Source organism: Nocardioides sp. GCM10023255 (assembly GCF_042653125.1).
In the GTDB taxonomy this organism is placed as follows: domain Bacteria; phylum Actinomycetota; class Actinomycetes; order Propionibacteriales; family Nocardioidaceae; genus Nocardioides.
This window is the reverse complement of record NZ_JBHSHU010000001.1, coordinates 124,027-136,400: the sequence shown is the minus strand read 5'-3', so window position 1 is coordinate 136,400 and position 12,374 is coordinate 124,027. Positions and strand designations below refer to the sequence as shown.

At 74.3% G+C, this 12,374-nt stretch carries 12 protein-coding genes, 1 tRNA gene and 1 pseudogene; 10 read left to right on the top strand and 4 right to left on the bottom strand.

Going from position 1 to position 12,374, the window contains the following annotated elements:
- Positions 1-18 precede the first annotated feature (18 nt).
- From moaC to ACFO9I_RS00670, 3 genes are read left to right on the top strand one after another with little or no spacing between them, the layout of a single operon-like run.
- Complete coding sequence (gene moaC, locus ACFO9I_RS00680; protein WP_379177368.1) at positions 19-456, top strand: cyclic pyranopterin monophosphate synthase MoaC; 438 nt, start codon at positions 19-21, stop codon at positions 454-456.
- A complete protein-coding gene (locus tag ACFO9I_RS00675; RefSeq protein WP_379176796.1) occupies positions 453-929 on the top strand; it encodes a MogA/MoaB family molybdenum cofactor biosynthesis protein in 477 nt (158 codons plus the stop codon). Before moaC ends, ACFO9I_RS00675 begins: the two co-directional genes overlap by 4 nt.
- On the top strand, positions 926-1,510 hold the full coding sequence (locus ACFO9I_RS00670) for a GNAT family N-acetyltransferase (protein WP_379176794.1): 585 nt from the start codon (positions 926-928) through the stop codon (positions 1,508-1,510). The genes ACFO9I_RS00675 and ACFO9I_RS00670 overlap by 4 nt, the downstream gene beginning before the upstream one ends.
- On the opposite strand, the gene ACFO9I_RS00665 is transcribed toward ACFO9I_RS00670, so the two are convergent.
- Positions 1,461-3,035, bottom strand: coding sequence for a sulfatase (locus tag ACFO9I_RS00665; protein WP_379176792.1), 1,575 nt, complete (start codon positions 3,033-3,035; stop codon positions 1,461-1,463). The genes ACFO9I_RS00670 and ACFO9I_RS00665 overlap by 50 nt on opposite strands.
- A gap of 186 nt (positions 3,036-3,221) precedes the next feature.
- Here ACFO9I_RS00665 and ACFO9I_RS00660 point away from each other — a divergent pair, with 186 nt between their 5' ends.
- The 3 genes from ACFO9I_RS00660 (at position 3,222) to ACFO9I_RS00650 (ending at position 4,759) form a co-directional block, all read left to right on the top strand.
- Positions 3,222-4,097 (top strand): hypothetical protein, encoded by an 876-nt coding sequence (locus ACFO9I_RS00660; RefSeq protein WP_379176790.1) that lies wholly within the window; start codon positions 3,222-3,224, stop codon positions 4,095-4,097.
- A 23-nt stretch (positions 4,098-4,120) separates the two neighbouring features.
- Complete coding sequence (locus ACFO9I_RS00655) at positions 4,121-4,597, top strand: SRPBCC family protein (protein ID WP_379176788.1); 477 nt, start codon at positions 4,121-4,123, stop codon at positions 4,595-4,597.
- Between the two features lie 86 nt (positions 4,598-4,683).
- Positions 4,684-4,759 (top strand) — tRNA-Ala (locus tag ACFO9I_RS00650).
- Between the two features lie 69 nt (positions 4,760-4,828).
- Here the strand turns inward: ACFO9I_RS00650 and ACFO9I_RS00645 are convergent.
- Complete coding sequence (locus ACFO9I_RS00645) at positions 4,829-5,314, bottom strand: cupin domain-containing protein (protein ID WP_379176786.1); 486 nt, start codon at positions 5,312-5,314, stop codon at positions 4,829-4,831.
- A 90-nt stretch (positions 5,315-5,404) separates the two neighbouring features.
- Here ACFO9I_RS00645 and ACFO9I_RS00640 point away from each other — a divergent pair.
- From ACFO9I_RS00640 to ACFO9I_RS00625, 4 genes and pseudogenes are all read left to right on the top strand, one after another.
- Positions 5,405-5,989 (top strand): annotated as a pseudogene (locus ACFO9I_RS00640) (ATP-binding protein); the annotation flags it as partial.
- A gap of 1,344 nt (positions 5,990-7,333) precedes the next feature.
- A complete protein-coding gene (locus ACFO9I_RS00635; RefSeq protein ID WP_379177367.1) occupies positions 7,334-8,413 on the top strand; it encodes a helix-turn-helix transcriptional regulator in 1,080 nt (359 codons plus the stop codon).
- A gap of 109 nt (positions 8,414-8,522) precedes the next feature.
- Positions 8,523-9,911, top strand: a complete 1,389-nt coding sequence (locus ACFO9I_RS00630; RefSeq protein WP_379176784.1) for an FAD-binding oxidoreductase — start codon at positions 8,523-8,525, stop codon at positions 9,909-9,911.
- Positions 9,908-10,300: a cupin domain-containing protein gene (locus ACFO9I_RS00625; protein WP_379176782.1), complete on the top strand. Its 393-nt coding sequence runs from the start codon at positions 9,908-9,910 to the stop codon at positions 10,298-10,300. The genes ACFO9I_RS00630 and ACFO9I_RS00625 overlap by 4 nt, the downstream gene beginning before the upstream one ends.
- Here ACFO9I_RS00625 and ACFO9I_RS00620 read toward each other — a convergent pair.
- On the bottom strand, positions 10,290-11,684 hold the full coding sequence (locus ACFO9I_RS00620; RefSeq protein ID WP_379176780.1) for a hypothetical protein: 1,395 nt from the start codon (positions 11,682-11,684) through the stop codon (positions 10,290-10,292). The two genes, ACFO9I_RS00625 and ACFO9I_RS00620, sit on opposite strands and share 11 nt — an antisense overlap.
- Before the next feature lie 81 nt (positions 11,685-11,765).
- Positions 11,766-12,371 (bottom strand): TetR family transcriptional regulator, encoded by a 606-nt coding sequence (locus ACFO9I_RS00615; protein ID WP_379176778.1) that lies wholly within the window; start codon positions 12,369-12,371, stop codon positions 11,766-11,768.
- Positions 12,372-12,374 lie beyond the last annotated feature (3 nt).

Below are 12,374 nucleotides of genomic sequence, written 5' to 3'. Positions count from 1 at the left end.
GAGGCCGGCGCCGCCCGGATGGTCGACGTCTCCGGCAAGGACGTCACGGCCCGCACCGCCACCGCCTCCGGACGGGTGCTGGTCTCGGCCGAGGTGGTCGCGCTGCTCCGCGGGGCGGGGGTGCCGAAGGGGGACACCCTCGCGGTGGCCCGGCTCGCCGGCATCATGGGCGCCAAGCAGACGCCGTCGCTCATCCCGCTGTGCCACCCGCTCTCCATCTCCGGTGTGACGGTCGACCTGACGGTCACCGACGAGAGCGTCGACATCGCCGCCACCGTGCGGACCACCGACCGGACAGGCGTGGAGATGGAGGCGCTGACCGCGGTGTCGGTCGCGGCGCTCACCGTCGTCGACATGGTCAAGGCTGTCGACAAGGCGGCCGTGATCACCGACGTCCGGGTCGAGACCAAGACCGGTGGCAAGTCCGGCGACTGGGCGCGGGAGAGCCGCTCGTGAGCCTGCGTGCTGAGGTCGTGGTCGCGTCGAACCGCGCCGCGGCCGGCGTCTACGAGGACACCACCGGGCCGCTGATCGTGGAGCTCCTCGTCGAGCTGGGCTTCGCCGTCGACGCCCCCGTCGTGGTGCCGGACGGCGCGCCCGTGGGCGAGGCGATCGCGGCGGCGGCGTCCGGCGGGGCACGCGTCGTGCTGACCACCGGTGGCACCGGCCTGACCCCGACCGACCGGACGCCCGAGGTGACGCGGGCGCTGCTCGACCGCGAGGTCCCGGGCATCGCGGAGGCGATCCGCGCCCACGGTGTCGCCAACGGGGTCCCCACCGCGGTGCTGTCGCGCGGGCTGGCCGGCGTCGTGGGCAGCTGCCTCGTCGTCAACCTGCCCGGGTCGCGCGGCGGCGTGAAGGACGGCCTCGCCGTGCTCCGGCCGATCCTCGTGCACGCCGTCGAGCAGGTCGTGGGGAGCGATCATTGAGCGGCTGGCCCGTCTGGCTGTCGTCGGACGGAGTGACGCTGCGGCCGCTGACCTACCGTGACGCGCGCGACTGGCGCGCGGCCCGGCGCCGCAACGCCGCCTGGCTCAAGCCCTGGGACGCCACCGTCCCGCCCGGGTCCGAGGCGCGTCCGTCGTCGTTCCGGTCGCTGGTGTGGCGGTTGAACCGCCAGGCGCGCGCGGGGACGACCTACCCCTTCGCGATCGAGGTCGAGGGCCGGTTCGTGGGCCAGGTGACCGTCAACAACATCGTGCGCGGGTCGGCGCAGTTCGCGTCGGTCGGCTACTGGCTGGACCGGGAGTACGCCGGCCGCGGCATCATGCCGCGCGCGGTCGCGATGGTCATCGACCACTGCTTCTCCACCGCGGGCCTGCACCGGATCGAGATCGCCATCCGCCCGGAGAACTCCAACTCGCTGCGGGTCGTCGAGAAGCTCGGCCTGCGCGAGGTCGGCTACGCCCCGAAGTTCCTGCACATCGACGGGGCCTGGCGCGACCACCGCATCTACGCCGTCACGGTCGAGGAGTGCCCCGAGGGGATGCTGGCGAGGTTGCGGGACTGACACCCTGCGCGCGGGGGCTCCGCGGCTGGGGGACGGGTCCGAACCGGCGACCGCAGTCGGCGCCGGCGCACTGCGCCAGGGCGGCGTACCTGCGTGCCAGCTCGCGCAGCACGGGCCGGTAGCGCAGGTCGCGGGCGACGTCCACCATCTCGTGGGGATCCGTGCGCCGGTCGTAGAGGAAGGCCCGCTGGTCGTCGATGCGGAGCATGTAGGTGTAGCGACGGGTGCGCACCCCGCGGAAGTCCCAGCCGGGCTCCGGGCCCCGACGTCGGTGGTTGCCGGCCTGCACCAGCTGGGTGTCGCGCCAGGACCCTGGTCTGTAGCCGCGCAGGACGGTGGCGAACGACCGACCGTCCTGGGGACGGCCGGCCGTGCCGCCGGCGAGGTCGAGGATCGTGGGGGCGAGGTCGGTGAGCGTCACGGGCAGGCTCGAGGTCCTCCCGTGGCGGGCGCCGGGGACGCGGACGACCAGGGGCACCTCCAGCGCCTCGCGGAACAGGATGTTCTTGCCCGTGAGGCGGTGCTCGCCGAGGAGGAAGGCGTTGTCGGAGGTGAAGAGGATGTAGGTGTTGGCGAGCTGGTGGGTCTCGCGCAGGACGGAGACGAGGCGGGCCACGGCGGCGTCGACGTCCTGCAGCGACTGGATGCGCCGGGTGAACTCCTCCTGCAGGGGTCCCCGGGGCAGCGGATGCCGCATCCGGTGCGGGTAGGGCCGAGGTCGCCGGCCGGCGACGTCGAAGGAGGGCTTGGACAGCGACGGTGAGCGCACGCCCCGGAGGACGTGCTGGTATCGCGCGGTCGGCAGCGGGAGGCCCACGGTGGCCGAGTGGTTCGCCCGGCGCAGGTGCGGAGCGACGTGGGAGGCCCAGATGAAGAACGGGGCGTCGTCCGCGGCGAGGCGGCGTACGAAGCGTGCGGTGTAGCCGGAGATCACCGGAGTGACGTTGCGGGTGAAGGTGCGGGTCCCGGTGTCGGTGGCGAAGGCGGTGTCGCCGTAGCTGTAGATGCCGTGCACGGCCCCGCGCCAGATCGTCCAGCCCGTCGGGCGTCCCTCCCAGTTCCAGCGGTTGAGGAACTTCCCGACCAGCGCGGTGTGGTAGCCGGCCGCCTGCAGCCAGGTGCCGATGGTGTTCTTCTTCTCCCGCAGCACGTGGTAGCCGCCGTAGGGGCCACGGTTGAACTGCACGCCGTTGTTCTGCCCGAGCTGTCCGGTGATGATCTCGGCGCGCGCCGGGCAGCACAACGGTGCCGGCGAGAGTGCGTGGGAGAAGGTCACCCCGTGCCCACCCAGGATCCGACGGGTCCGAGGCATCCACCTCAGGTCGGCGAGGGTCTGGTCGTCGGTGGTGACGAGCACGATGTTGGGGGCGTTCGGGCGGGCCACGGGAGCCGGTGCGGGCGAGGGGGAAGGCGCGGGCGGGTGGTCGTCGTCCCGCGCCACGACGAGCCACGAGATCGTCGTCACCAGGGCCAGGCAGAGCAGGAACTCCACGGCGAGGCGCGCGGGACGGACGGCTTCGGTCATGCCTGCGCCCCCGGTTGCTGCGAGCCCGGGCCGACGCTCGGGGTGTCGGTGCCCCGGCCTCGGTTGACCCGGGGGATGTGTCTTCGAGTCTAGTGACCACTCTTCTCTCATCAGTCACATGAGTCTTTTTGCGACACACGGGTGGACATCCGCGGGGGTGTGCGCTAGCACTCCTAACCTCTGATCGTGGACCCCAGCGCATTGATCTTCGTCGCCCTCGCCGTCGCGTGGGCCGTCTACCTCGTGCCCAAGGCGCTCAAGCACCACGACGACGCGGTGCGCAGCCGCTCGGTCGACCGGTTCTCCCACACCATGCGGGTGCTGGCGCGCCGCGAGCCCGTCGACCGGCGCAACGCCCGGCTCGTCGTCACCCCGGGCCGCGCGGCGTCCACCGCGGTGGTGACCACCAAGGCCCACGCCCGCCCCGAGGTCGTCCACGCCGCCGAGGTGCCCGCGCCCGAGGCGACCGGGGCACCCGCGGCTGCCCCGAAGGCCCGCCGCGAGGCTGCCAACCGTGCCGCTCGCCGGCGCCGCCGCGTGCTCGGCACGGTCCTGCTCGCGAACGTCGTGGTCCTCACGCTCGCCGGCTTCTCCGTGCTCCCGTGGTGGTCGGAGGCGATCCCCGCCGGGCTGCTCGTCGCCTGGCTGGTCGCCTGCCGGCTGATGGTGCGCTCCGAGCGGGCCGCCGCGGCGCCCGCCGCACGCCGTCCCCGCGCCGCCGCCCCGCGGTGCACCGAGGCGGCCACCGTCCCGGACGAGGAGGCCGTCGCCGAGCGGGTCCTCGCCGACGAGGGCGACGACTGGACTGTCGACACCTCCTCGATGCCGGCCGCCGTGATCGACCCGACCCTGTGGGACCCGGTGCCGGTCACTCTCCCGACGTACGTCACCAAGCCGGCGGCCGCCCGCCGCACGGTGCGCACCATCGACCTCGACGCCACCGGCGTGTGGACCTCCGGCAACACCCACGCCGACTCGCAGCTGGCCCGCGAGGCCGACGAGGCCGAGAAGGCCCGCAAGTCGCGGACCCACGGCGAGGACCAGCGCGCCGTCGGCTCCTGAGCTGCCGCGGCTGGAGTGAGGTCATGACCGCGCCCGTCGTCCTCCGTGAGTCCCGCGTCGTCGCCGCCCCTGTCGAGCGCGCCTTCGACGTGCTGCTGCCGCACCCGCTGACCGAGATCTTCGGCCACCGGTACGCCGCCATCCCGCCGATCCGCGAGGTGCGTGACCAGGACGGCGCGTGGGGCAGCGGCGTCGGCCAGAGCCGCACCATCGTGCTCGCCGACGGCGCGACCATGCGCGAGGAGCTGACGAGCCTGGACCGGCCGCGCAGCTTCGGGTACCGGATCACCGGTGTCACCGGCGTCATGAAGGTCCTGGTCGGGTCCGTCGAGGGCCTGTGGTCCTTCGAGCCGGCCGGCACCGGCGTCCGGATCGGCTGGCAGTGGACGGTGCACCCGGCGTCCCGGGCGGCGTCGCCGGCGATGCCGGTCTTCGGGCTGATGTGGCACGGGTACGCCCGTCGGGCACTCGCGCGCGTCGACTCCCTGCTGGTGCCGTGATCGTCCGCGCGGTCGTGTCGCGAACCGATTGGGAGACGCCGCACCGCTGGTGCTAACGTTTCCCACCGCGTCCCTCGGGACGCACTGGGGCTGTGGCGCAGTTGGTAGCGCGTCTCGTTCGCAATGAGAAGGTCAGGGGTTCGAATCCCCTCAGCTCCACCACGCGAGGCACCGTCTCCCACCTGCGGGAGACGGTGCCTTTCTGGTTCCCTGGCGCCGTGTCGGCGGCGCTCAGACCCAGTAGGTGTCGTGCATCTGCATGAAGCTCGCGCGCTGCTCCTCGGTCATCTGCTCACCACGGGCCAGGGTCTCGAAGTAGTCCTCCCGGGGACCACCGGGAGCGAACATCAGCAGCATCGAGGCGCGGTCCGCGCCGCGGAAGCCGTGGATGCCGCCCTCGGGGACGTACAGGAAGTCGCCCGACCGGGCGGTGATCCACTGGCGACCGTCGTAGAGGCGGACCTCGCCGGAGAGCACGTAGAACTGCTCGGAGATCGAGCGGTGGAAGTGCGGGTCCGGGCCGGACTCGGTCTCCCCGAACGTCCACCGGTAGAGCCCGAACCGCCCGGCGGCCTGGTCGCCGGTGGCGAGGTACTCGCAGGTGCCCCCGCTCCGGTAGGTGATCTCGGCCGGCTCGTCCGACCGCCGCAGCCAGGCGCTGGCCTCACCCTCCTCGGCCAGGTAGGTGTCGTCGGGATAGGGACGTGGGAGCGACACGGCTCGACCTCCGGCTGGTAGGGGTTCCGCGCTCCGGTCCGGGGCGCGAGGGAATGTCTACCAAGGGGCGACCCCGGCGCGCACAAGGGAATGACGAGCGCGTTTACGGGTCGTGGGACCCGTGACGGGTGCGATGATGCCGACGTGGTGGGGTCCCCGGGTGAGGTGCCGCTCGTCGGCCGCGAGCGCGAGCTGACGCTCCTGCGGGCCGCCGTGACCGGGGCCGCCGAGGGTGGACCCGCCGCGATCCTGGTCGCGGGGGAGGCGGGCGTCGGGAAGTCCCGGCTGGTCCGGGCGCTGCTGGAGGAGCCGCTGCGTCCGCCGCCGCTGGTGCTGAGGGCACAGTGCGTCGACCTGGGCGATCCGGGCCTGCCGTACCTCGCCGTGATCGACCTCGCGCGGGCCCTCCGGGCCGTGGCCGGAGCCGATCCCGAGGTCGCCTCGGTCCTCGAGCGCTTCCCGGCCGTGACCGGCCTGACGGATCCGCAGGCCGCGGGCGACAGTCACGTCGACGAGTCGCGGCGGCTCCAGCTCTTCGACGCCACGGCCGCGCTGCTCGCCGGCGTCGGACGCGTCCGCGGCCCGGTCGTCGTCCTGGTGGAGGACCTCCAGTGGGTGGACGCGTCCTCGGCGGACTTCCTGCGGTTCCTGCTCAGCCGGATGGTCTCGGAGCGGCTGCTGGTGGTGGCGACGGTCCGGACCGACGGCCTGGCCGTCCGTCCGCGGGTGCGCCGGTTGCTCAGCGAGCTGGGACGGTTGCCGTCGGTGCGCCGGCTCGACCTCGAGCCGTTCACCGCGTCGGAGGTGGCGGAGTACCTCGCGCGGGTCGACGGCGACGCGGACGCCGCCGCCGAGGTGTTTCGTCGCACCCGCGGGAACCCCTACTACGTGGAGACCCTGGCCTCGGGACTGCGGTCCGACGGCACGCTCGACGACGGGATCCCGCGGGCGCTGGCGGACCTGCTCGTCGGCAGGCTGGACGGCCTGCCGGACGACGCACGCACCGTGGTGCGCGCCGCCGCGGTGGTGGCGCACTCCGTGCCCGACCGCCGGCTGCGCCAGGTGGTGGGGCTGGCCGACGACGCCATGGACGAGGCGCTCCGCGTCGCGGTGGCCGAGGGACTGCTGGTGCCGGACGGCGCCGGCTACTCCTTCGCGCACGACCTGCTGCGCGCCGCGGTGCACGACGACCTGCTGCCCGGCGAGCGCGCGAGGCTGCACGCCGCGCACGCGGCCGTGCTCGAGGCAGGGACGGCCGGACCCGCACGTCCCGCCGAGGTCGCCCACCACGTCACGCAGGCGCAGGACGTGCCGAAGGTGCTGCTCTGGTCGGTCCGAGCCGCCGCCGAGGCCGAGCGGGTCCTGGCCCCGGACGAGGCCCTCGAGCACCTGGAGCGCGCCCTCGCCGTGTGGCCGGACGTGGCCGACGCCGCCGCGCTGGCGGGTGACTCGCGCGGACGGGTGGCGATCCGGGCGGCACGCGCCGCGGGGCTGGCCGGCGAGGCGGCCCGGGCCGTCGAGTGGGCCCGCCGGGGTGTCCAGCTCTGCGACGCCGACAGCGACGAGCCGGGCGGGGTGCAGGCGCGCGCCGAGCTGGTCCGCCAGCTGCTGGCCGCCGACGCCGCGGACCGGGCGGTCCGGCCCGCCGAGGAGGCGGTCCGCCTCGCCGAGACCACGGGCGTCGACGCGGGCACCGCGGCGCTGGCCCACCTCGGGCTGGCCCGGACGCTGCTGCTGACCCATCGGACCGACGAGGCGCGCCCGCGCGCCGAGCGCGCGCTCATGGAGGCCCGCGCCGCCCGCGAGCCTGGGCTCGAGGTGGAGGCGCTGACGACGGAGGCGTTCCTCGACGAGGTCGACGGGGACCGCGCAGGTGCGGCCGAGCGGCTCGGCGCTGCGCTGCAGCTGGCGCGGTCGGAGGGTGAGCTGGCCGCGGAGCTGCGCGCGCACTACGTGCTGGCGTCCCTGCACTACTACAACGGGGACGTGGCCGGGTCGCTGCCGATCCTGCGGACGGCGATGGCGCGGGTGACCGAGAGCGGCCTGCGGTGGAGCGGCTCGGGCGTCGAGCTGAGGCTGCTGCACGCGATCGCGCTCTACGTCTCCGGTGACCTCGACGGCAGCCTGACGGCCGCCCGGGCGCCGGGGAGCCGACCCCCGGACGTCGCGGCAGCCCGGCTCGCCGCGGTGGGCTGCTACGCCGCCGTCGCGCGGGGGCTTCCCGACGCCGAGCGCCGGGTGGCCGACCTGGAGGGGAGCTGGGACGCCGACCCCCAGGTCGGTCTGGTGGTCGGCGGCTGCGAGGCCGACCGCCTCACCTGGCAGGGCGACTACGCCGCAGCGGTCGCGATGGCCGACCGGGCACAGACCCACATGGACACCGTGGCCGGCGAGGGGATGTACGGCGGCCTCTGGCTGTCGGCGCTGGCGCTGGGGGCGCTGGCCGACGAGGCGACGTACTGCCGCCTGCGCCGCGACCAGGCCGGGGCAGCAGTGGCGCAACGGCAGGGAGACGTGCTGCTGCAGCGGGTGGACCGGGTCGTCGCCGGCGGGCACGGGCGGCCGGGAGGCCTGGGGCCCGAGGGCCGCGCCTGGCAGGCCCGCGCCGTGGCCGAGCACGCCCGATTGCGTGGTGAGCCGGCCGTCGAGGAGTGGCAGCGGGCGCTGGACGCCTTCGGCTACGGGCACGTCTACGAGCAGGCCCGCTGCCACTGGCGGCTGGCAGAGGCCTGGGTCGCCGCCGGTGACCGGGCTGCGGCCAGACCGCACGCCGAGGCCGCGGCCGCCGCGGCGGAGCGGATGCGGGCTGGTCCGCTCGGGAGAGCGGTCGAGGCGACCGTGAGCCGGGCCCGACTGGGCGGCTCCGCCGATGGCGACGCGGTGCTGACCGCGCGGGAGCGTGAGGTCCTCGCGCTGGTGGCGGAGGGGCTGACCAACCGCGAGATCGGGAAGCGGCTCTTCATCAGCGAGAAGACGGCCAGCGTGCACCTGAGCCACGTGATGGCGAAGCTGAACGTCGCCAGCCGGACCGAGGCGGTCACCGTCGCCCACCGGCGGGGCCTGCTGGACGTGCTCGGGCCCGACCGACCCGGCCACTGAGCCGGGCCGGGTCGGACTGCGTGAACTCCTCATGCCCGGTGAGGCCCCTTAGCCGCAGTGTCGACGCCAAGCCGATCCGCACCGTGCGGAGGCCTCGAGGAGGAACGAGATGGCAACGTCGTACACGCGCGAGCGGCTCGCGCGACAGGTCGCCGGGGCGGTGCACGAGGGCGGGGAGCCCGCCGCCGCCCGGGAGGCAGCCGGGTTCAACACGGCCGTCACCCACCACCCCGCGGTGGTGGTCGCGGCGACCAGCGCACAGGACATGGCGGCGGCGGTGAGGTACGCCGCCGACGAGGGGCTCCGGGTCGTGGTGCAGGCCACGGGGCACGGGGCGACCGCGCCCGCCGACGGCGCCGTGCTCGTCTCCACGAGGCGGATGCAGGGCGTCCACGTCGACCCGGTCGCCCGGGTCGCGAGGGTCGAGGCAGGCGCCCGGTGGCGGTCGGTGATCGACGCCGCCGTGCCCCACGGCCTGGCGCCGCTGTCCGGGTCCTCCTCGGGGGTGGGAGTCGTCGGCTACACCCTCGGCGGAGGGATGGGCCACCTCGCGCGCCGCCACGGCTTCGCGGCCGACCACGTCCGCTCGGTCGAGCTCGTCACCGCTGCGGGCGAGGTCAGGACCGTCACCGCCGAGACCGACCCCGAGCTCTTCTGGGCGGTCCGCGGCGGACAGAGCAGGTTCGGGATCGTGTCCGCCCTCGAGCTCGACCTCTTCCCGGTGCCGCGGTTCTTCGGAGGCGCCATGATCTTCGCGGCTCCCGCCGTCGAGGACGTGCTGCACGCCTTCGCCGCCTGGGCGCCGACGATGCCCGAGGACGTCACCACGTCGGTCGCGCTGCTGCGGCTGCCGCCGGCCGAGCACGTGCCGCCCCCCATGCGGGGCGTCGTCAGCCTGGCCCTGCGGTTCGGCTTCGCCGGCTCGCCGGACCGTGGCGAGGCGCTGCTCGCGCCGATGCGCAGCGTCGCGACCCCGGTGCTGGACTCCGTCGGCCCGATGTCGTTCGCCGAGGTGGACCGCATCCACATGGATCCCGCCGACCCGCTGCCCGCGGTCACCACCGGCGCGCTCCTGCGCGAGGCACCCGCGGCCGCGCTCGACGCCGTGCTCGGCGTCGCCGGCCCGGCCGTCGACGTGCCCCTGGCCGTGGTCGAGATGCGGCTGATGGGTGGCGCGCTCGGCCGTCCGGCGACGGTCCCGAACGCGGTGGCGGGGCGCGACGGTGCGTTCTCCGTGTCGGTGGTCGCCCCGGCCCCACCGCCGATGCTGGCGGCCGCCCGTGCCGCGTCCGGCCGCGTGGTCGACGCCCTGGCGCCGTGGTCGACGGGGACGTCGCTGGTGAACTTCGCCGGCCACGGCGGCGAGCGCGGGGCGAGCAGCGCGTGGACCCCGGAGGTCCTGGAGCGGCTGCGCCGGGTCAAGGCCGCGGTGGATCCGCACGACGTGTTCGGTGGCGGCCTCGCCGCCCCGGTGGCAGCGCCGGCAGGTGCGCGATGAGCCGGCAGGTGGTCGTCGTCGAGCCGGGACAGGGACACCGCGTCGGCAACGTCGAGTTCCTCGCACGCACGGAGGACACCCCCTTCTTCAACCTCGCCGTCATCGTCCTGAGGCCGGGGCAGGGGGTCGAGGGCCACCGGCACACGGCGGAGGACGACTCCTTCCTGGTGCTCGAGGGCACGCTGTCGCTGACCGTCGGCGACGACGAGCGGGTCGTGCAGGCCGGGCCGGGGACGTTCGCGCTCGTGCCAGCGGGCACCCTGCACGCCCTGCTCAACGCCGGCCCGACCGACGTGCGCTTCCTCAACGTCCACGCACCCGGTGGTTTCGACCGGCGGATCGGGCTCGGGCGGCAGCCGACCCGGCCTGCGGTGACCGTCACGCCATGACGCTGACCACGTCGACGTAGAAGCTCGTCGGCAGCGTCGAGTCGTTGACGGCCTGCAGCTTCAGCGTGATCGTCTGCCCGGCGTACGCCGAGAGGTCGACGGTGGTGGCGGTCCACGTCCCGGTGGGCGAGGCGTTGCTGTAGCTCTTCAGCGTCGTCCCGTTGGCCTGGATGTTGAGCCGGTCGTACGCCGTCGACCCCGACTCCTGGGTCGTGACGTAGCTGCGCAGGGTCAGCGTCTGGGAGCTCGCACCGGTCGGCACGGTCACCTGCTGGGTGGCCGACTGGGTCGAGGAGGTCGTGCCGCCGACGAGCAGGGAGTGGGTGCCGGCGTAGGCGCGTGTGGTCACGACCGAGGCGCCGGAGCCCAGGCTCCAGTAGGAGTTGCCCGACTCGAAGCCACCGTTGACGACGCGCTCGGCCGGCGTACCGGTGCCGCCGCCGGACGTGGAGCCGCCGACGAGCCACTGCGTGGCGTTGAGGGCGAGCGCGGCGTTCGTGCCGGCCGGGTCGTTCCAGCCGTCGTAGAGCGTGTTGCCGGGCTGACCGGTGCCGTCGTCGATCGGCGAGCTGTCACCCCAGAAGGCGACCCGGCCGGATCCGAAGCTGCTGGTGACGAAGGCGGCGCCGGTGGTCCCGCTGGCGGAGTAGCCGGAGCGGTAGAGCTCGCCGCGCACCGTGCCGTTGGCGGTCGGGTGCAGCGTGGCCGTGGTTCCGTTGCGCAGGATGGTGCCGGTCACCTCCCCGAAGGGCCCGGCGACGATCGGGTCCCCGGCGGCCCGGCTGCCGACGACGCCCGGGTCCTCGTTGCCGATGTCGAGGTGGTCGATGGCGAAGCCGAAGGGGTCGGTCGGGTCGACGGAGTTGTCGGTCATCAGGTCGTTGAGGACGTCGACCGAGTCGTAGCCGTCGTTGTTGCGGTCGGAGACGTCGTGGTCGCTGACCATGAACAGCCCGCCGCCTGCCTGGACGAACTTCATGATCGCGGTCTTCTCGGCCGCCGTGAACAGGGTGTTGGGCTCGGGCAGCACGAACCCGTCGTAGTTGGCGAGGTCCTGGCTGTTGGTGGCGTCGCCGTAGGTGATCCGGCCGGTGGCCGGCAGCGTCTCGAGGGAGTAGTCACCGGTGCGCTGGAGCGCGACGCCCCAGGCGGAGATGGCGCCGGTCCAGCTCGTCTCGCTCGTGGGGCCGGCGTTCTGGCCGAGCGGGTCGGGCTGGCTGGTGGAGATGATCCAGTCGGCGTTGCCGGCGGTCTCCGCGGAGCTGTTGTCGAAGAGCACCTTGTACGGCGGGGTGGCCGCCGTCGCCGGGCTCTGGAGGGCGGGGCTCAGCCCGGCGACGAGTGCGCAGGTGAGCAGGACGATCTTCATGGATTCCCGAGACATGCCGGAGAATCTAGGGCTCTGCCCCCGGCCGCGACAGGGGTCGCGCGGTGACGCCCGGGTGAACGAACGCCCCCTCCGCGGTCACGCCGACCCGGCGGCGAGCGGGCCGGACAGGCAGGCCTGCAGCCGGGGTGCGAGGTCGGCGACGAGCTCCTCCGCCGGCAGGCCGGCCAGGGGCTCGACCCGGATCACGTAGCGGGCCATGGCCAGCCCGATGATGTGCATCAGCACCAGCGACGCCCGGTAGGCGGCCCGGTCGCCGCCGATCTGCTGGGCCACCGGCTCCAGCATGTCCGCCGTGATCCGCTCGCGCAGCAGCCGGCCGGCCTCCGGCTCCGAGGTCGCGGCCCGCACCAGGGAGAGCATCCGGCCCCGGCCCTCCTCGGACTCCAGGGTCTGGAGCGCGAACGACGCCAGCCGCAGGCCGGCCTCCTCGCGCGGCCCCTCCACCAGCATCGTGACCACGACCGCGGGGTCGGCCGGCAGGTCGGCGGACTCGACGAAGAGGCGCACCTTGGAGCCGAAGTAGTGCGTGACCAGCGCGGGGTCGACGCCGGACTCGATCGCCACCTGGCGCATCGAGGTCCGGTCGTAGCCGACGGTCGCGAACATCCGGCGAGCGGTCGCCCGGATGGTGTCCCTGGTGCCGCTGTCGCCGGCGCGGCGGCCTCGTCGTGTCGTGCTCAAGAG

What these genes read in the sequence shown, in the direction of transcription:
- ACFO9I_RS00655 (WP_379176788.1), top strand. Translation starts at nt 4,121, where the DNA reads ATGACCGCGCCCGTCGTCCTCCGTGAGTCCCGCGTCGTCGCCGCCCCT.
- ACFO9I_RS00635 (WP_379177367.1), top strand. Translation starts at nt 7,334, where the DNA reads ATGGCGCGGGTGACCGAGAGCGGCCTGCGGTGGAGCGGCTCGGGCGTC.
- ACFO9I_RS00630 (WP_379176784.1), top strand. Translation starts at nt 8,523, where the DNA reads ATGGCAACGTCGTACACGCGCGAGCGGCTCGCGCGACAGGTCGCCGGG.
- ACFO9I_RS00625 (WP_379176782.1), top strand. Translation starts at nt 9,908, where the DNA reads ATGAGCCGGCAGGTGGTCGTCGTCGAGCCGGGACAGGGACACCGCGTC.
- ACFO9I_RS00665 (WP_379176792.1), bottom strand. Translation starts at nt 3,035, where the DNA reads ATGACCGAAGCCGTCCGTCCCGCGCGCCTCGCCGTGGAGTTCCTGCTC.
- moaC (WP_379177368.1), top strand. Translation starts at nt 19, where the DNA reads ATGGTCGACGTCTCCGGCAAGGACGTCACGGCCCGCACCGCCACCGCC.
- ACFO9I_RS00620 (WP_379176780.1), bottom strand. Translation starts at nt 11,684, where the DNA reads ATGTCTCGGGAATCCATGAAGATCGTCCTGCTCACCTGCGCACTCGTC.